This window comes from Yersinia alsatica (assembly GCF_025133195.1).
In the GTDB taxonomy this organism is placed as follows: Bacteria; Pseudomonadota; Gammaproteobacteria; order Enterobacterales; family Enterobacteriaceae; genus Yersinia; species Yersinia alsatica.
Genome location: NZ_CP104006.1, coordinates 291,434 through 308,886, shown reverse-complemented (window position 1 = coordinate 308,886; position 17,453 = coordinate 291,434). Strand labels below are relative to the sequence as shown.

The window sequence follows — 17,453 nt, the reverse complement described above, 5'->3', positions numbered from 1 at the left end:
CCGAATTAAGCTACGTAGCAGATAATCTCGCCACCAAGACCAGCTTGGCGAGCTGCACGATCGGTCATAACACCTTTAGAGGTAGAAATAACAGCGATACCCAAACCGGCCATAACTTTTGGCAGCTCATCTTTTTTCTTATAGATGCGCAGACCTGGACGGCTGATACGTTGAATGCTTTCTACCACTGCCTTGCCCTGGAAATACTTAAGTGCTAATTCCAGTACAGGCTTGGTGTCGCCTTCGACTTTAAAATCTTCAATAAAACCTTCTTCCTTCAGAACGTTGGCAATTGCCACTTTCAGCTTGGAGGAAGGCATGGTGACCGCAACTTTGTTTGCGGCTTGACCGTTACGGATACGGGTCAGCATATCCGCGATCGGATCTTGCATGCTCATCTGTCTTTACTCCCGTGATTCAATTGGTGACAATTACCAGCTAGCCTTTTTAAGGCCCGGGATTTCACCGCGCATTGCGGTTTCACGGACTTTAATACGGCTCAACCCGAACTTCCGCAGGAAACCATGCGGACGACCAGTTTGGTTGCAGCGGTTACGCTGACGGGACGGGCTGGAATCACGCGGCAGAGACTGCAGCTTCAGAACAGCATTCCAACGATCTTCGTCGGATGAGTTCACACCAGAGATAATAGCTTTTAATTCCTCGCGTTGAGCGCGGTATTTGTTAGCTAGTTTCACGCGAACGACTTCGCGTGCTTTCATTGATTGCTTAGCCATCAGTAACCCTACCTTACTTGCGGAATGGGAATTTAAAAGCAGCCAACAATGCACGGCCTTCATCATCGGATTTCGCAGTAGTGGTAATGGTAATATCCAAACCACGTACACGATCGACTTTATCGTAGTCGATTTCCGGGAAGATGATCTGCTCGCGCACACCCATGCTGTAGTTACCACGACCATCGAATGACTTAGCGGACAAGCCACGGAAGTCACGGATACGAGGTACAGCAATGGAAATCAGACGCTCAAAGAATTCCCACATGCGTTCGCCACGCAGGGTTACTTTACAGCCGATCGGATAGCCCTGACGGATTTTGAAGCCTGCAACAGATTTGCGTGCTTTGGTGATAAACGGCTTTTGACCGGAGATTGCTGCCAAGTCAGCTGCTGCATTGTCCAGCAGTTTCTTGTCAGCGATCGCTTCACCAACACCCATGTTCAGGGTGATCTTCTCGACCCGAGGGACTTGCATGACAGAGTTGTAGCCAAACTGAGACATCAGTTGTTTGACCACCTCGTCTTTGTAGTAATCATGCAGTTTCGCCATCGTATTACTCCAAATTACTTGATAGTTTCGCTATTAGATTTAAAGAAACGGACTTTTTTGCCGTCTTCGAATCTAAAGCCTACACGGTCAGCCTTACCGGTTGTCGCGTTGAACAGCGCAATGTTGGAAACTTGAATTGCAGCTTCTTTTTCAACAATGCCGCCTGGTTGGTTCAGGGCCGGAACCGGCTTCTGATGTTTTTTAACCAGGTTGATACCTTCAACAATGACCTTACCAGCAGACAGGACATTCTTTACTTTACCGCGCTTACCTTTGTCTTTCCCGGTTAGCACGATAACTTCGTCATCACGACGGATTTTCGCTGCCATGGTTCGCTCCTTAGAGTACTTCTGGTGCCAGAGAGATAATTTTCATGAACTTCTCATTACGCAGTTCACGAGTTACCGGCCCAAAAATACGCGTGCCGATTGGCTGCTCGCTGTTATTATTTAAAATAACACAAGCGTTACCATCGAAGCGAATGACAGAACCGTCCGGGCGACGTACACCCTTCTTGGTGCGCACCACTACCGCCTTCAGAACATCGCCTTTCTTCACCTTGCCACGAGGAATTGCTTCCTTGATGGTGATCTTGATGATGTCGCCGATGCCTGCGTAGCGACGGTGCGAGCCACCTAGAACCTTGATACACATTACGCGACGTGCACCGGAGTTGTCGGCCACGTTCAGCATAGTCTGTTCTTGGATCATGTTAGTGCTCCGCTAATGTCAACTACTACTTTAGGACCCAGAATAGGTCGTTTAAAAGCCCCAAGAATGAGGGCGCAGCATTATAACACCGCTTCCAGATTATGGGTAGAAAAAATAAACGGCTCACTTTCTGAGCCGTTTATTATGTTCGAGTTGGCTACTCTATTACAGAATCGCTTTCTCTACAACGCGAACAAGTGTCCAAGACTTAGTCTTTGACAATGGACGGCATTCGCGGATTTCAACCACGTCACCGATTCCACATTCATTGTTCTCGTCATGTACATGCAATTTCGTCGTACGACGGATGAATTTCCCGTAAATCGGGTGCTTCACCACACGTTCGATAGCAACAACCATGGATTTCTCCATTTTGTCACTAACTACGCGACCTTGCAGAGTACGGATTTGGTCAGTCATTACGCACCCGCCTTTTCAGTCAGTAAAGTCTTAACACGTGCGATATTACGACGCACTTGTTTCGACAGGTGAGTTTGTTGCAGCTGGCCACTAGCCGCCTGCATGCGCAAATTAAATTGCTCACGCAGCAGGTTGAGCAGCTCAGTGTTCAGCTCTTCAACGCTTTTTTCACGCAGCTCTTGTGCTTTCATTACATCACCGTCTTAGTTACAAAGGTGGTTCCTACAGGCAGTTTCGCTGCAGCGAGCTTAAATGCTTCGCGAGCAGTTTCTTCCGGCACACCAGCCATTTCAAATAAAACTTTTCCTGGCTGGATCAGGGCAACCCAATACTCTACGTTACCCTTACCTTTACCCATACGTACTTCGAGCGGCTTCTCGGTGATCGGTTTGTCCGGGAATACACGGATCCAGACCTTACCTTGACGCTTAATTGCACGTGTCATCGCACGACGGGCTGCTTCGATTTGACGAGCCGTCAGGCGGCAACGGCCACAAGCTTTCAGGCCGAACTCACCGAAGCTAACATCCGTACCTTGCGCAAGGCCACGGTTACGGCCTTTGTGCATCTTACGGAATTTTGTACGCTTTGGTTGTAACATCAGCGATTCTCCTTACTTGCGGCCTTTACGCTGCTGCTTTTTAGGTTGAGCAGCCGGTTCCGGTTGTTCAACAGCAGCCATACCACCCAAGATCTCACCTTTGAAGATCCATACCTTAACGCCGATTACACCATAAGTGGTGTGCGCTTCAGATGTGTTGTAATCGATATCCGCACGCAATGTATGCAACGGAACACGACCTTCACGGTACCATTCGGTACGCGCGATTTCAGCACCGCCAAGGCGGCCGCTTACTTCAACTTTGATACCTTTAGCGCCAAGACGCATTGCGTTCTGTACTGCACGCTTCATAGCCCGACGGAACATAACGCGACGTTCCAGCTGTGAAGTGATGCTGTCAGCAACCAATTTTGCGTCCAGTTCCGGTTTACGGACTTCGGCGATGTTAATCTGTGCAGGAACGCCAGCGATATCCGCTACGACCTTACGCAGTTTTTCGACATCTTCACCTTTCTTACCGATAACGATGCCAGGACGAGCGGTGTGAATAGTCACACGGATGCTCTTCGCTGGACGCTCGATAACGATGCGAGAAACGGAAGCTTTCGCTAATTCCTTAGTCAGGAATTGGCGAACTTTAAAGTCGCTGTCCAGGTTGTCAGCGAATTCTTTGGTATTTGCGTACCAGGTAGAGTTCCAAGCTTTGACAATACCTAGTCGAATACCATTAGGATGTACTTTCTGACCCATTGCTAGTCTCCAGAGTCTCAGCGATCGGACACAACCACAGTAATGTGGCTGGTGCGCTTCAGGATGCGATCTGCACGACCTTTCGCACGCGGCATAATGCGCTTCATGCTAGGGCCTTCGTCTACGAAGATCTTCGTGACTTTCAGATCATCGATGTCAGCGCCATCGTTGTGTTCTGCGTTAGCAATGGCAGACTCTAGTACCTTCTTAACCAAACCAGCAGCTTTCTTGTTGGTGTAGGTTAGAGTTTCCAGAGCTTGCGACACTTTCTTACCGCGAATCAGGTCCGCTACCAAGCGAACCTTCTGAGCAGAAGAACGAGCGTGGCGATGTTTAGCGATAGTTTCCATCTCTTCCTCCTACCTTAGCGCTTTTTAGCCTTTTTATCGGCCGCATGGCCGCGATAAGTACGGGTCGGCGCGAATTCACCCAGTTTGTGACCGACCATTTCATCGGAAACGAATACTGGAACGTGCTGACGACCATTATGGACAGCGATGGTCAAACCGATCATATTTGGAAAGACCGTTGAACGACGGGACCAAGTCCGAATTGGCTTCTTGTCTCCGCTTTCCACCGCTTTCTCTACCTTCTTCAGCAAGTGCAGGTCAATGAAGGGACCTTTCTTGAGAGAACGTGGCATGGCTTATCCTCTAATTATTTTTTACTACGGCGACGTACGATGAACTTATCAGTACGCTTGTTGCTACGGGTCTTCTTACCTTTGGTCTGAACGCCCCACGGGGTTACCGGGTGCTTACCAAAGTTACGACCTTCACCACCACCGTGCGGGTGATCTACTGGGTTCATCGCCGTACCGCGAACGGTAGGACGAATACCACGCCAACGACTGGCACCTGCTTTACCCAGGACACGCAGCATGTGTTCAGCGTTACCGACTTCACCTAAGGTGGCGCGGCAATCAGCCAGAACCTTGCGCATTTCGCCGGAGCGCAGACGCAGAGTAACGTAGGAACCGTCACGAGCAACGATCTGAACGTATGCACCAGCAGAACGAGCCAATTGGCCGCCCTTACCTGGTTTCATTTCTACGTTATGAACCGTTGAACCAACTGGGATGTTACGCATAGGCAGGGTGTTACCTGCTTTAATTGCAGCATCAACGCCAGATTGAATCTGGTCACCAGCTTTCAGGCCTTTAGGCGCTAGGATATAACGGCGTTCGCCGTCTTTGTACAGAACCAGCGCGATATTCGCGGAACGGTTCGGATCGTACTCCAGACGCTCTACCACAGCAGGGATACCATCTTTGTTGCGTTTGAAGTCAACCAGACGATAATGTTGCTTGTGGCCACCACCGATATGACGGGTAGTGATACGGCCATTGTTGTTACGGCCACCGCTTTTGCTTAATTTCTCAAGCAACGGGGCATAAGGCTTACCCTTATGCAACTCCTGGTTAACCACTTTAACAACGTGGCGACGACCCGGAGATGTAGGTTTACATTTAACAATTGCCATTGTTTACTCCTCCGACTTACTCTGCGCCGCCGATGAAGTCCAGATTCTGGCCTTCTTTCAGGGTGACGTAAGCTTTTTTCCAGTCGCTACGACGACCAACACGCTGACCGTGACGCTTACTCTTGCCTTTAACCAGCAAGGTGTTAACGTCTTCGACTTCGACTTCAAACAGTTTCTGCACTGCAGCTTTAATTTCTGCTTTGGTCGCGTCTTTGGCAACTTTGAGAACGATGGTGTTATTCTTTTCCATCGCAGCGGACGCTTTTTCAGATACATGCGGCGCGCGCAGTACTTTCAGCAGACGTTCTTCACGAATCATGCCAGCATCTCCTCAACTTGCTTCACAGCATCAGCAGTCATAACCACTTTGTCGAAGGCGATCAAGCTAACTGGGTCGATACCGGCTACATCGCGAACGTCAACCTTGTACAGGTTGCGAGCTGCCAAGAACAAGTTCTCGTCCAGTTCACTCGTTACGATCAGCACATCTTCCAGAGCCATATCTTTCAATTTCTGCGCCAGCAACTTAGTTTTAGGTGCTTCAACAGAGAATTTTTCGACAATGATCAGACGATCTTGACGTACCAATTCGGACAGAATGCTTTTCAGCGCGCCGCGGTACATCTTTTTATTTACTTTCTGACTGTGGTCCTGAGGCTTCGCAGCAAAGGTCACACCACCTGAACGCCAGATCGGGCTCTTTACAGAACCTGCTCGCGCACGGCCAGTACCTTTCTGGCGCCACGGTTTTTTACCGGAACCAGTTACTTCAGCGCGGGTCTTCTGAGCACGAGTACCTTGACGGGCACCTGCTGCATAAGCAACAACAACCTGATGTACCAGCGCTTCGTTGAAATCACGACCGAAGGTAGTTTCGGAAACAGTCAGCGCGCCTTGCGCGTCTTTCAATACTAATTCCATTGCTATCCCCTTACGCCTTCACAGCTGGTTTAACGATCAGGTTGCCACCGGTAGCGCCCGGTACAGCACCCTTAACCAACAGCAGGTTGCGCTCAGCGTCAACACGTACTACGTCCAGGCTTTGAACAGTTACACGTTCGTCACCCAGGTGGCCAGCCATTTTCTTGCCTTTGAACACTTTGCCCGGAGTCTGGTTTTGACCGATAGAACCCGGAACACGGTGAGACAAGGAGTTACCATGGGTAGCATCTTGGGTACGGAAGTTCCAGCGCTTAACAGTACCGGCAAAACCTTTACCTTTAGACGTACCTGTAACGTCGACTTTCTTAACGTCTGCAAAAATTTCGACGCTAATTTCTTGACCAGCAGTAAATTCTTGACCTTCTGGAAGGCGGAATTCCCACAGACCACGGCCAGCTTCTACGCCAGCTTTAGCGAAATGACCCGCTTCTGGTTTGGTAACGCGGTTAGCTTTTTTAGCACCGGTAGTTACTTGTACAGCACGGTATCCGTCGTTCTCCAGGCTTTTGACCTGAGTTACGCGGTTCGCTTCAATTTCGATAACAGTTACTGGGATTGAAACGCCATCTTCAGTGAAGATACGAGTCATGCCCACTTTTTTACCGACTAAACCAATCATTGTTTCAACCTCTCAATCGCTCAATGACCTGATTAACCCAGGCTGATCTGCACGTCTACACCGGCAGCCAGATCCAGACGCATCAGAGCATCAACGGTTTTCTCGGTTGGCTCAACGATGTCAACCAGACGCTTGTGAGTGCGAATCTCGTACTGATCACGCGCATCTTTATTGACGTGCGGAGAGATCAGAACGGTAAAGCGCTCTTTGCGAGTTGGCAGCGGGATCGGACCACGTACCTGCGCACCAGTGCGCTTGGCAGTCTCGACGATTTCCGCAGTTGATTGATCGATCAAACGATGATCAAACGCTTTCAGGCGGATACGGATTCTTTGGTTCTGCATGAGACCAGAGCTCCAATTATTTATAAACGTAAATGATTACTCCTCGCACCCATTTCGATTGATGGGGGAGTGTAATCGTTCAACATATAACCCCCATATCGGGAGTATTGTTCAGTCACAACACTAGGCTGTAACCGACAGATTAGTTTCAATCTGACCTATCAAGATTAGGTAGGCCCGCGCATTATACGTAAATACCAGCAGGAAGCAAGCTGGTGTTGAAAATCTATGCGAAAACTTACCAGATAATTTAATTGGGGGAGAATAAAGCTAATCGTGAGGGTTTTAGTGAGGAACAATGAGAAAGAGTGAGACCAATATAGCTCTCACTCCTTTGACCAGATACGTTATCGCTGAATAGGCTTATGGGGTCAATCTTTTGCCAACTGGGCCTGAGAGTAATTCTGTATACCCAGGCGGGTAATCAGGCTAAGCTCGGTTTCAAGCCAGTCAATGTGCCCTTCTTCTTCAGCCAGAATCTCTTTCAATAAATCACGGCTAACGTAGTCATGGATAGAGTCCGCATAGGCAATACCTTCACGCAGATCCTTCGCGCCAGCAAGTTCAAGAGCTAAATCAGATTTCAGGATTTCCTCAACATCTTCACCAATGTTCAGTTTACCCAGATCTTGCAAGTTAGGGATGCCTTCGAGGAATAAAATACGTTCGATATACTTATCTGCATGCTTCATTTCATCAATGGATTCGTGATACTCCTTATCATTAAGGCGCATCAGTCCCCAGTTTTTAAACATGCGGGCATGGAGAAAATATTGATTGATAGCAACCAGTTCGTTTCCGAGTAGTTTATTGAGATGTGCAATTATCTTTTTATCGCCTTTCATAGAAATACCCTCCGCTTCCAGTACTAAAAGTGTAGTACCAGATGGCAAAGTGTGGGGAAAACTTATCCCTGCTAACTATTAGGCAACATCATTCATTTCTGGGATGTTAGCGCGCTCCTCGATCAAGATCTCTCTAGCCTGTCGAATGCACTTCCCGCAATCTGTACCTATGGGTACAAGTTGACGCAATTGTTGAATGGTATGTGGATGGTGCTGACGTACGACTTTGCGAATAACTTTGTCAGATATCGCATTACACAGGCAAACATACATAGAATGACTCACTTCTTAACCAATATTTCTAGTGTAAATAAGAATGCGAGTTATTTCAATTAAGATTATGTGTTTTAGACAATAAAAAAGGGCGCCGAAGCGCCCTTTCAACTTAATCAATAAAACAATTAAGCGATAACTTTAGCAACAACACCAGCGCCAACAGTACGGCCGCCTTCACGGATTGCGAAACGCAGGCCGTCGTCCATTGCGATTGGGTGGATCAGAGTCACAACCATGTTCACGTTGTCACCAGGCATTACCATTTCGATGCCTTCTGGCAGTTCGATGGTACCGGTCACGTCAGTTGTACGGAAGTAGAACTGTGGACGGTAGCCTTTGAAGAACGGAGTATGACGACCGCCTTCTTCTTTGCTCAGAATATAAACTTCTGAATCAAAGGTAGTGTGTGGTTTGATTGAGCCTGGTTTAGCCAGAACTTGACCACGTTCGATGTCTTCACGTTTGATACCACGCAGCAGAACACCAACGTTCTCGCCTGCACGACCTTCGTCCAACAGTTTGCGGAACATTTCAACGCCAGTACAAGTAGATTTAACAGTATCTTTGATACCAACGATCTCTACTTCTTCACCAACTTTAACGATACCGCGCTCTACACGACCAGTTACAACAGTACCACGGCCTGAGATAGAGAATACGTCTTCGATAGGCAGCAAGAATGGCTTATCGATAGCACGTTCTGGCAGTGGAATGTAGCTATCCAGTGCTTCAGCCAGTTCAATGATTTTAGCTTCCCACTCAGGAACGCCTTCCAGTGCTTTCAGCGCTGAACCTTTGATTACTGGGATGTCGTCGCCTGGGAAATCGTAAGCAGAAAGAAGTTCACGAACTTCCATTTCTACCAATTCCAACAACTCTTCATCATCAACCATGTCACATTTGTTCATGAATACGATCATGTATGGAACGCCAACCTGACGGCCCAACAGGATGTGCTCACGAGTCTGTGGCATAGGGCCATCAGTTGCAGCAACAACCAGGATCGCGCCGTCCATCTGAGCAGCACCGGTGATCATGTTTTTAACGTAGTCGGCATGCCCTGGGCAGTCAACGTGCGCATAGTGACGAGTCGGGGTGTCATATTCAACGTGAGAAGTGTTGATGGTGATACCACGTGCTTTTTCTTCTGGTGCGTTATCGATCTGATCGAAGGCACGAGCACTACCGCCGTAGGTTTTAGCCAGTACGGTGGTAATTGCAGCTGTCAGGGTAGTTTTACCATGGTCAACGTGGCCGATAGTACCGACGTTTACATGGGGTTTGTTACGTTCAAATTTTTCTTTAGACACGACTATATTCCTTACTCTTGTGCTCTCCCACTGATGAGAGAGCACTGGATCATTGTTTTAAACCCGAAAGCTTATTTGCCACGGGCTTCGATAACGGCTTTAGCGACGTTACTAGGTGCTTCTGCATACTCCAGGAATTCCATAGAGTAAGAAGCACGGCCCTGAGTCTGAGAACGCAGGTCAGTAGCATAACCGAACATTTCAGACAACGGAACCTTGACGCGAACGGTTTTACCGGTAGCAGTATCTTCCATACCTTCGATGATACCGCGACGACGGTTAAGGTCGCCCATTACGTCACCCATGTAATCTTCAGGGGTTTCGACTTCGACCTTCATGATTGGCTCAAGCAGAACTGGTTTAGCTCGTTTGAAACCTTCTTTAAAGGCGATAGAACCGGCTAATTTAAACGCCAATTCTGAGGAGTCAACGTCATGGTAAGAACCGTAATGCAGACGAATTTTAACGTCAACAACCGGATAACCAGCCAGAGGACCGGCTTTCAGTTGTTCCTGGATGCCTTTATCAACAGCAGGGATGAACTCTTTAGGAATAGAACCACCAACGATTTCGTTGACGAATTCATACCCAACGCCACCCGGTGGCAACGGAGACATGTCGATAACAACATGACCGTACTGACCACGACCGCCTGATTGCTTAGCGTGCTTACCTTCCACGTCCTTAACTGTATCGCGGATAGTTTCACGGTATGCAACCTGAGGTTTACCGACGTTTGCTTCCACGTTAAATTCGCGGCGCATACGGTCAACCAGGATATCCAAGTGCAACTCACCCATACCAGCGATGATAGTCTGACCAGATTCTTCGTCAGTCCAAACGCGGAATGATGGATCTTCTTTTGCCAGACGACCCAGAGCCATACCCATTTTTTCTTGGTCGGCTTTGGTTTTTGGTTCAACGGCAACAGAGATTACTGGCTCTGGGAACTCCATACGTTCCAAGATGATCGGATTAGCTGGGTCACACAGAGTGTCACCAGTCGTCACGTCTTTCAGACCAATCGCTGCTGCGATGTCGCCGGCACGAACTTCTTTGATCTCTTCACGTTTGTTAGCGTGCATCTGTACGATACGGCCCAGACGCTCACGCTGTGAACGCACTGAGTTCAGCACGGTGTCACCGGAGTTTACAACACCAGAGTACACGCGGAAGAACGTCAAGTTACCTACAAACGGGTCGGTAGCAATTTTGAATGCCAGTGCAGAGAACGGCTCGTTGTCGTCAGAGTGACGAACTGCCGGAGTATCTTTACCGTCATCCAGAATACCGTTGATAGCTTCAACATCAGTTGGTGCTGGCAGGTATTCGATAACCGCATCCAGCATTGCCTGTACGCCTTTGTTTTTAAACGCAGAACCACAGGTAACCAGGATGATTTCGTTGCGCAGAACGCGTTGACGCAGAGCTTTCTTGATTTCTTCTTCGGTCAGCTCTTCGCCGCCCAAATATTTGTCCATCAGCTCATCTGACGCTTCAGCAGCAGATTCAACCAGATTCTGGTGCCATTCAGCAGCCAGCTCAACCATATCAGCCGGGATCTCTTCGTATTCGAAGGTCACGCCCTGATCAGCTTCGTTCCAGTTGATCGCTTTCATTTTTACCAGGTCGATAATACCGGTAAATTTCTCTTCCGCGCCGATAGCCAGTTGCAATGGAACTGGATTCGCGCCCAGACGAGATTTAATCTGACCAACAACTTTCAGGAAATTCGCACCCATACGGTCCATTTTGTTAACGAACGCGATACGTGGAACTTTATACTTGTTAGCCTGACGCCATACGGTCTCAGACTGTGGCTGAACACCACCAACTGCACAGTAAACCATTACCGCGCCGTCAAGAACACGCATGGAACGTTCTACTTCGATAGTGAAGTCAACGTGCCCAGGGGTGTCAATGATATTGACGTGATGTGGTTCGAACTGTTTAGCCATACCAGACCAGAAGCAGGTAGTAGCTGCAGAAGTAATGGTAATACCACGCTCCTGCTCCTGTTCCATCCAGTCCATGGTGGCTGCGCCGTCATGAACTTCACCGATTTTATGGTTTACACCGGTGTAAAACAGGATACGTTCGGTAGTGGTTGTCTTACCGGCGTCGATGTGAGCGCTGATACCGATATTACGATAGCGCTCAATGGGTGTTTTACGAGCCATTTGATTCCTCTATTCCTAGGGCGTTCATTCGGTTAACCCATGCGGGTTGGCTGTTGAGCGCCCGCATGGTTATTCCCATTTTTTCGTTTAGCCAAGATTGGCGTCTGCGCTGTGCGGCTACTCGCCGTACTGATGTACCGTCTCGTAGCTGCTCGTTGGCATTCGCCTGGTCCTGTCGAAAAAACAGGAATACACAAACTACTACGTGGTAATTACCAGCGGTAGTGGGCGAACGCCTTGTTAGCTTCGGCCATACGGTGAACGTCTTCACGTTTCTTAACAGCAGAACCTTTGTTCTCTGCTGCGTCAGACAGTTCATTCGCCAAGCGCAAAGCCATGGATTTATCACCGCGTTTACGAGCAGCATCAACGATCCAACGCATTGCCAAGGCATTACGACGAACCGGACGAACTTCAACTGGCACCTGATAAGTAGAACCACCAACGCGGCGAGACTTAACTTCGACAGTCGGGCGCACGTTATCCAGAGCTACTTCGAAAGCTTCCAGAAAATCTTTACCAGAACGCTGAGCCAGGGTCTCCAGCGCGGTATAGACGATTGCTTCTGCAGTAGATTTCTTACCATCTACCATCAGGATATTTACAAATTTAGCCAACAGTTCAGATCCGAACTTAGGATCTGGTAAAATTTTACGTTGGCCAATTACACGACGACGTGGCATGGAAATACTCCGTTGTTAATTCAGGGTTGTCCAAAACTCTAAGAGTTTATTTTGACATTAATGTGAAAATGTTTGGCCTTACTTAACGGAGAACCATTAAGCCTTTGGCTTCTTCACGCCGTACTTAGAACGTGATTGCTTACGGTCTTTAACACCTGAGCAGTCAAGCGCGCCGCGAACGGTGTGGTAACGCACACCTGGCAAGTCTTTAACACGACCGCCACGGATCAGGATCACGGAGTGTTCCTGTAGGTTATGACCTTCACCGCCGATGTAGGAGGTGACTTCAAAACCGTTAGTTAAACGCACACGACAAACTTTACGCAGTGCGGAGTTAGGTTTTTTCGGGGTGGTTGTATATACGCGGGTACATACACCACGTTTCTGCGGGCATGCTTCCAGCGCAGGAACGTTGCTTTTAGCAACCTTCATGCTGCGTGGCTTGCGAACCAGCTGGTTAATCGTTGCCATTATTAAAAAAGCTCCTGGTTTTTTGCTTCGTAAACACGTGATAAATCCCCCTCGTTTGCACTACTGGCAGAGAACGAGGACGCAGAATTTTATGGCTGACTATCTAAGGTGTCAAGAAATATACAGCATTGACTGCATTACCATGCCAGTTGTTGCTGATGTTTTAGGGTCAAATCCACGAAGTGAGTATAGCCGATTAGCGAGATTTTGTCTGAAATTTGACCAGACAAGCCGCGCGCAATAACGTCATCTTCCAATACAAATAGCGAAGCTGGGTTATTTAACAATAGCTTAAGACTTTCACTGTTTTTTAAAACCGCCATGACGCCATCTTGCAGAAATAGAATCTCATCTTCGGATGTGACTAATCTCAGCAATGCAGATAAATCGCAGTGATAAGGAGAATGACTGACGGTATACAGCATTATGGCTACCCAAATCCCATTAAAAAGTCAGCACAACATCATAAATTGCCAATTGGTTGCGCAAATTTACCGGAGATAATACCTCAACATCAAGTACCCAATCCGTCATTTTGCTCAATCCGCGTTGCTGCAATGAGGCTTCGCAGATATAACAATTCTCGACATCGTACAGGGGTAGGACACCGAAAGTGGCAATATAGTTTCTGGCGAGAATTTTTTCTGGTTGCTGCTGGGGTAGCAGTTGTAAAACACCATCGGAAATGAAGAATACACCTAAATCTTCACTCAGTGCCGACGTCGCCAGTAAGGCATCTAGCCCTTCTCGGCCTGCAGAGTTGCCGTGAGGGCCTTGGGTGAAAACAAAAGCAATCCGTTTTTTCTTTTCCATTAACTTGGCCATTAGAATTGCACCATGCGGTCGCAGGTTAATGCAGCTTCAGCCAATGATCCCAAGCCACTCAGGGTAAATCCTGGCTGCAGATTAGCGGCTGCCAGATTGAGTTGTTCTGCTTCATGCTGGTCTGTCACACCTCGGCGCAATGCTGCCGCCACACAAACATTCAGCGTAACTGCATGTTCAGCGGCCAGTTTTTGCCATGCACGCACCAAATCAAACTCATCATTCGCCGGCGCGGTCAGTTGGTTGGCATTCAGCACACCTTCACGGTAGAAGAATACGCTGGTTAAAGTATGACCGGCCTGGATAAGAGCTTGCGCAAACTGATAGGCACTGCTTGATTGCTGGGTGCCATATGCAGGCCCGGTAACCATCAGGCAATATTTCGCGACATTTACCTCGGACATTAACGGTCGTGCCCGACGAGATCACCGCTTTTAAACTGGCGAATGTAGAGATAAACCGTGTGCTTAGAGATATTGAGCCGCTCTGCCACCTGATTAATGGCATCTTTGATATCAAAAATCCCTTTTTCGTAAAGATTTAGAACCACCTGACGGTTCTTCGCATTATTGGAAACATTGCGATCGGCATTCACTTCCTCGATGGTGAACTCCAGTGTCTGAGCCACCAGGTCATCAACCGATGAAGCAAAGTTTACTGAGGAAGGGACTTCTTGTGTTTCTGGCGGCATGAAAGTCTGAATGATTTGCGAGAAAGGCACATCCAGATTCATGTTAATGCATAGCAAACCAATCACCCGCTGATCACGATTACGGATAGCAATAGTGACCGACTTCATCAACACCCCGCTTTTGGCGCGCGTGAAATAAGCCCTTGAAACACTGCTGTCGGCACCAGCCATATCGTGCAGCATCCGCAGAGCTAAGTCGGTTATAGGTGAACCAATCTGCCTTCCTGTATGTTCGCCATTAGCAATTCTTACCGCAGAGCTTTTCAGGTCTTCCAGTGAATGCAGGACAATTTCACAGTGGCTGCCAATAAGCATAGCCAAGCCATCAACGATAGCTTCGTATGATTTTAGTATTTCATGGTCCGTCTGACTGAACGGACGTTCATCCAGTAAATCCAGTTCACTGGTTTCGCTACTGAGAAGCGAATTAGACATCGAAGACACCATCCTCTACGTAAAGCCTGTCTCAATATCGTTGGCAGACTAATAACTCAATATCTTAGATTTTAAGTCTAGCAAATATGCCGAGATAAAATCCTTGCGTTTGCGCGTGATATTGACGTTAAGCCCACAAGCTATAAATCGTCAAGTTATCAACGAACAGATGTGCAAATTGCTAGATATACCGCGAAAAAAAACCGCCACGACAAATATCGCGGCGGTTATCAGTATAACCGGGTAACTAAGCTAAATTATTTCTTAGCTTTTGCGTCCGCAGCGGCAGCAGGTTGTTCTTCAGAAGCATCGGCTTTAGGCGCAGCTTTTACATCCAGCAGTTCTACATCGAATACTAAAGTAGAGTTAGCTGGGATGCCAGGGACGCCAGTTTTGCCGTAAGCCAGTTCTGGTGGGATAACCAGAGTGATCTTGCCGCCTTTCTTGATTTGCTTCAGGCCTTCGGTCCAGCCTGGGATAACACCGTCCAGACGGAAGGACAGTGGCTCACCACGTTTGTAGGAGTTATCGAACTCAGTACCATCGGTCAGAGTCCCTTTGTAGTTAACTACAACGGTATCGCTGTCTTTTGGTGCATCACCGGTACCGGCTTTCTCTACTTTGTACAGCAGGCCAGATGCGGTTTTCTTCACATCTTTATCTTTAGCAAAGGTTTCGCGATATTTGGCGCCTTTATCAGCGTTTTCTTTAGCATCTTGCTCCATTTTTGCTTGAGCAGAAGCTTTTACACGCGCTTCAAAACCTTGCAGGGTTTTTTCAATTTCTTCGTCGGTCAGTTTACTTTTGCTAGCAAAAGCATCTTGTACACCGGCGATCAACTGGTCTTTATCCAGTTTAATACCCAGCTTTTCTTGCTCTTTCAGGGAGTTATCCATGTAACGCCCTAATGAAGCACCTAATGCATACGCAGCTTGCTGGTCATCATTCTTAAATGCGCTATTGGTCGTTGCTGCTGCATCAGCGGCTTTAGCTGTTTCTGCAGCAAAGGTCGCAGAGGTATTAAGGGTCAGCGCCATGGTGGTAGCCAGTAGCGTTACTTTAAACAGTGATTTCATCCATTTCTCCATTGGCTTAAGGACACTTACCCCAAGCAACGATTATAAGTGTAACTTGTACTATAACTGTCTGTGCGAACACAAAACAATCTCTATGCTCATGCTATTAAGTGATATTGAGACTTTTTTTACTACAAGAAGTTTCGTTTTATCGATATCTTGACCCTCGCAGAGCAATCATGGGGTTTTACAGGTAGAATCTGCCCTCCCTTACCAATTTCCCGATGACCATCGGGCGGAAAGCGGCCGAAGGGTCTGATTTGCAGTCATGAGAGGTAATTAAGATGGAACAATCCCTGTTTGAACAACGGCTGGAAATGCTGGAAAGCCGTCTGGCATTTCAGGAAGTGACGATTGATGAACTCAATTTGATCGTGACGGAGCATCAGATGGAAATGAGTAAACTGCGGGAGCATTTGCGTCTATTGACCGATAAACTGCGGGCATCCCAGCCTTCAATGCTGGTAGCAGAATCGGATGAAACACCGCCTCCGCACTATTAGCATCATATTGGTAGCATCATATTGGCAGTAAGTGGCGCTGACAGAAAAATCCCGTCGCGCTAATAGCAAAAAGCCAGCCGCAAGGCTGGCTTTTGACTGAGTCCGGTTAACTAACCCGGTCAGATTTTAGTGGCAGCCGCAGCCGCCGCCTTTACCACAACCGCCTTTGCCGTGCTCATGACCGTGCTCACCTTCATCATGGCCATGGCCGCCGCAGCAACCGTCACCATGTTCGTGGTGATGATCATGCTCACCATGTACGTGACCATGTTGCAGCTCTTCTTCTGTTGCTTCGCGGATAGCAACCACTTCAACGTGGAAGTTCAAATCCTGACCCGCCAACATGTGGTTACCATCAACCACTACGTGCTCGTCTTCAACAGCAGTGATTTCTACTGGTACTGGACCTTGATCGGTATCAGCCAGGAAACGCATGCCAACTTCCAACTCGTCAACACCCATGAAGACGTCTTTCGGTACACGCTGCACCAGATTTTCATCATAGCTGCCGTAACCTTCGTCTGCGTTAACACGCACATCAAAGCTGTCACCAGCTTCGTGGCCTTCGAGCGCTTTTTCCAAACCAGCGATCAGGGAACCGTGTCCGTGCAGGTAGTCCAACGGCGCGCTCACCGGAGACTCATCAACTAAAACACCGTCTTCTGTACGTACCTGGTAAGCCAGGCTGACCACCAAGTCTTTTGCTACTTTCATGATATCTCCTACCCTTGGAACAAAAATTGGCACAGATTGTAGCGGAAATATGCACCGCTGTACCCTCCAGCATAAAAAATCGCGCAGGATAACGCTACTCCGGATGGAAAATACCGATCACTTGTTCATTGGCGCGAACATGTTGACTGACTTGTTCATCCGTCTGACGCTGATGGTGACCGCACTTCACACACTCCACCACTTCAACCTGATCTTCACGCCATAAAGCCAGGGTATCCAATGCCTTACATTGAGGACAAACCGCTCCGGCAATAAATCTTTTGCGTGTCTTCGTCTGGCTATTTGAGGTCATTTTATCGTTTT

Annotated in this window: 30 protein-coding genes; 1 reads left to right on the top strand and 29 read right to left on the bottom strand. The window is 48.0% G+C overall.

Features of this window, described 5'->3' with window-relative positions; genetic code table 11:
• Positions 1-5: 5 nt before the first annotated feature.
• From rpsH to fkpA, 27 genes are all read right to left on the bottom strand, one after another.
• Positions 6-398, bottom strand: a complete 393-nt coding sequence (rpsH, locus tag N0H69_RS01320; protein ID WP_004709239.1) for a 30S ribosomal protein S8 — start codon at positions 396-398, stop codon at positions 6-8.
• Between the two features lie 33 nt (positions 399-431).
• The gene (rpsN, locus tag N0H69_RS01315; protein WP_004391418.1) at positions 432-737 is read right to left on the bottom strand and encodes a 30S ribosomal protein S14; all 306 of its coding nucleotides are present in this window, start codon (positions 735-737) and stop codon (positions 432-434) included.
• Positions 738-750: 13 nt separating this feature from the next.
• Positions 751-1,290: a 50S ribosomal protein L5 gene (gene rplE, locus N0H69_RS01310; protein WP_050110016.1), complete on the bottom strand. Its 540-nt coding sequence runs from the start codon at positions 1,288-1,290 to the stop codon at positions 751-753.
• 14 nt (positions 1,291-1,304) lie between these two features.
• On the bottom strand, positions 1,305-1,619 hold the full coding sequence (gene rplX, locus N0H69_RS01305) for a 50S ribosomal protein L24 (protein ID WP_004709242.1): 315 nt from the start codon (positions 1,617-1,619) through the stop codon (positions 1,305-1,307).
• A gap of 10 nt (positions 1,620-1,629) precedes the next feature.
• Positions 1,630-2,001 carry a 50S ribosomal protein L14 gene (gene rplN, locus N0H69_RS01300; protein WP_002213325.1) on the bottom strand — a complete coding sequence of 124 codons (372 nt, stop codon included), beginning with the start codon at positions 1,999-2,001 and terminating at the stop codon, positions 1,630-1,632.
• Between the two features lie 165 nt (positions 2,002-2,166).
• Complete coding sequence (gene rpsQ / locus N0H69_RS01295; RefSeq protein ID WP_002228135.1) at positions 2,167-2,421, bottom strand: 30S ribosomal protein S17; 255 nt, start codon at positions 2,419-2,421, stop codon at positions 2,167-2,169.
• Positions 2,421-2,612 carry a 50S ribosomal protein L29 gene (gene rpmC, locus N0H69_RS01290; protein ID WP_005159843.1) on the bottom strand — a complete coding sequence of 64 codons (192 nt, stop codon included), beginning with the start codon at positions 2,610-2,612 and terminating at the stop codon, positions 2,421-2,423. Before rpmC ends, rpsQ begins: the two co-directional genes overlap by 1 nt.
• Positions 2,612-3,022, bottom strand: coding sequence for a 50S ribosomal protein L16 (rplP, locus tag N0H69_RS01285; protein WP_002218940.1), 411 nt, complete (start codon positions 3,020-3,022; stop codon positions 2,612-2,614). Before rplP ends, rpmC begins: the two co-directional genes overlap by 1 nt.
• Before the next feature lie 12 nt (positions 3,023-3,034).
• A complete protein-coding gene (gene rpsC, locus N0H69_RS01280) occupies positions 3,035-3,733 on the bottom strand; it encodes a 30S ribosomal protein S3 (RefSeq protein ID WP_002221644.1) in 699 nt (232 codons plus the stop codon).
• Between the two features lie 17 nt (positions 3,734-3,750).
• Entirely contained in the window at positions 3,751-4,083 is a 333-nt protein-coding gene (gene rplV / locus N0H69_RS01275) for a 50S ribosomal protein L22 (protein ID WP_002223844.1), read from the bottom strand.
• A gap of 14 nt (positions 4,084-4,097) precedes the next feature.
• Positions 4,098-4,376 (bottom strand): 30S ribosomal protein S19, encoded by a 279-nt coding sequence (gene rpsS, locus N0H69_RS01270; protein WP_002213430.1) that lies wholly within the window; start codon positions 4,374-4,376, stop codon positions 4,098-4,100.
• Between the two features lie 14 nt (positions 4,377-4,390).
• The gene (rplB, locus tag N0H69_RS01265) at positions 4,391-5,215 is read right to left on the bottom strand and encodes a 50S ribosomal protein L2 (protein ID WP_004391424.1); all 825 of its coding nucleotides are present in this window, start codon (positions 5,213-5,215) and stop codon (positions 4,391-4,393) included.
• A 16-nt stretch (positions 5,216-5,231) separates the two neighbouring features.
• Positions 5,232-5,534, bottom strand: coding sequence for a 50S ribosomal protein L23 (rplW, locus tag N0H69_RS01260; protein ID WP_005159841.1), 303 nt, complete (start codon positions 5,532-5,534; stop codon positions 5,232-5,234).
• Positions 5,531-6,136 (bottom strand): 50S ribosomal protein L4, encoded by a 606-nt coding sequence (gene rplD / locus N0H69_RS01255; protein ID WP_004709248.1) that lies wholly within the window; start codon positions 6,134-6,136, stop codon positions 5,531-5,533. Before rplD ends, rplW begins: the two co-directional genes overlap by 4 nt.
• Positions 6,137-6,146: 10 nt before the next feature.
• On the bottom strand, positions 6,147-6,776 hold the full coding sequence (gene rplC / locus N0H69_RS01250; protein WP_004709250.1) for a 50S ribosomal protein L3: 630 nt from the start codon (positions 6,774-6,776) through the stop codon (positions 6,147-6,149).
• A 32-nt stretch (positions 6,777-6,808) separates the two neighbouring features.
• Positions 6,809-7,120 carry a 30S ribosomal protein S10 gene (gene rpsJ / locus N0H69_RS01245; protein ID WP_001181005.1) on the bottom strand — a complete coding sequence of 104 codons (312 nt, stop codon included), beginning with the start codon at positions 7,118-7,120 and terminating at the stop codon, positions 6,809-6,811.
• Positions 7,121-7,491: 371 nt separating this feature from the next.
• Entirely contained in the window at positions 7,492-7,965 is a 474-nt protein-coding gene (gene bfr, locus N0H69_RS01240; protein ID WP_050110015.1) for a bacterioferritin, read from the bottom strand.
• Between the two features lie 78 nt (positions 7,966-8,043).
• Positions 8,044-8,238 (bottom strand): bacterioferritin-associated ferredoxin, encoded by a 195-nt coding sequence (gene bfd / locus N0H69_RS01235; protein WP_032911071.1) that lies wholly within the window; start codon positions 8,236-8,238, stop codon positions 8,044-8,046.
• Positions 8,239-8,366: 128 nt separating this feature from the next.
• Positions 8,367-9,551 (bottom strand): elongation factor Tu, encoded by a 1,185-nt coding sequence (gene tuf, locus N0H69_RS01230; protein ID WP_050110014.1) that lies wholly within the window; start codon positions 9,549-9,551, stop codon positions 8,367-8,369.
• Between the two features lie 71 nt (positions 9,552-9,622).
• Complete coding sequence (fusA, locus tag N0H69_RS01225) at positions 9,623-11,731, bottom strand: elongation factor G (RefSeq protein WP_050110013.1); 2,109 nt, start codon at positions 11,729-11,731, stop codon at positions 9,623-9,625.
• A gap of 212 nt (positions 11,732-11,943) precedes the next feature.
• Positions 11,944-12,414 carry a 30S ribosomal protein S7 gene (gene rpsG / locus N0H69_RS01220; protein WP_002212324.1) on the bottom strand — a complete coding sequence of 157 codons (471 nt, stop codon included), beginning with the start codon at positions 12,412-12,414 and terminating at the stop codon, positions 11,944-11,946.
• 96 nt (positions 12,415-12,510) lie between these two features.
• Positions 12,511-12,885: a 30S ribosomal protein S12 gene (gene rpsL / locus N0H69_RS01215; protein ID WP_002212323.1), complete on the bottom strand. Its 375-nt coding sequence runs from the start codon at positions 12,883-12,885 to the stop codon at positions 12,511-12,513.
• A 137-nt stretch (positions 12,886-13,022) separates the two neighbouring features.
• Positions 13,023-13,310, bottom strand: coding sequence for a sulfurtransferase complex subunit TusB (tusB, locus tag N0H69_RS01210; protein WP_050110012.1), 288 nt, complete (start codon positions 13,308-13,310; stop codon positions 13,023-13,025).
• A gap of 19 nt (positions 13,311-13,329) precedes the next feature.
• Positions 13,330-13,698 (bottom strand): sulfurtransferase complex subunit TusC, encoded by a 369-nt coding sequence (tusC, locus tag N0H69_RS01205; RefSeq protein ID WP_050152352.1) that lies wholly within the window; start codon positions 13,696-13,698, stop codon positions 13,330-13,332.
• 11 nt (positions 13,699-13,709) lie between these two features.
• Positions 13,710-14,114: a sulfurtransferase complex subunit TusD gene (gene tusD / locus N0H69_RS01200; RefSeq protein ID WP_050110011.1), complete on the bottom strand. Its 405-nt coding sequence runs from the start codon at positions 14,112-14,114 to the stop codon at positions 13,710-13,712.
• Positions 14,114-14,836 carry a helix-turn-helix transcriptional regulator gene (locus N0H69_RS01195; protein WP_005174644.1) on the bottom strand — a complete coding sequence of 241 codons (723 nt, stop codon included), beginning with the start codon at positions 14,834-14,836 and terminating at the stop codon, positions 14,114-14,116. Before N0H69_RS01195 ends, tusD begins: the two co-directional genes overlap by 1 nt.
• Before the next feature lie 257 nt (positions 14,837-15,093).
• Positions 15,094-15,912: an FKBP-type peptidyl-prolyl cis-trans isomerase gene (gene fkpA / locus N0H69_RS01190; protein WP_050110010.1), complete on the bottom strand. Its 819-nt coding sequence runs from the start codon at positions 15,910-15,912 to the stop codon at positions 15,094-15,096.
• A 284-nt stretch (positions 15,913-16,196) separates the two neighbouring features.
• Between fkpA and N0H69_RS01185 the strand changes: the two genes are divergently transcribed.
• On the top strand, positions 16,197-16,415 hold the full coding sequence (locus N0H69_RS01185) for a protein SlyX (RefSeq protein WP_004709265.1): 219 nt from the start codon (positions 16,197-16,199) through the stop codon (positions 16,413-16,415).
• Between the two features lie 126 nt (positions 16,416-16,541).
• Here N0H69_RS01185 and slyD read toward each other — a convergent pair whose 3' ends face one another.
• On the bottom strand, positions 16,542-17,129 hold the full coding sequence (slyD, locus tag N0H69_RS01180; RefSeq protein WP_004709267.1) for a peptidylprolyl isomerase: 588 nt from the start codon (positions 17,127-17,129) through the stop codon (positions 16,542-16,544).
• A 94-nt stretch (positions 17,130-17,223) separates the two neighbouring features.
• A complete protein-coding gene (locus N0H69_RS01175; RefSeq protein ID WP_050110033.1) occupies positions 17,224-17,442 on the bottom strand; it encodes a YheV family putative zinc ribbon protein in 219 nt (72 codons plus the stop codon).
• Between the last annotated feature and the right edge of the window lie 11 nt (positions 17,443-17,453).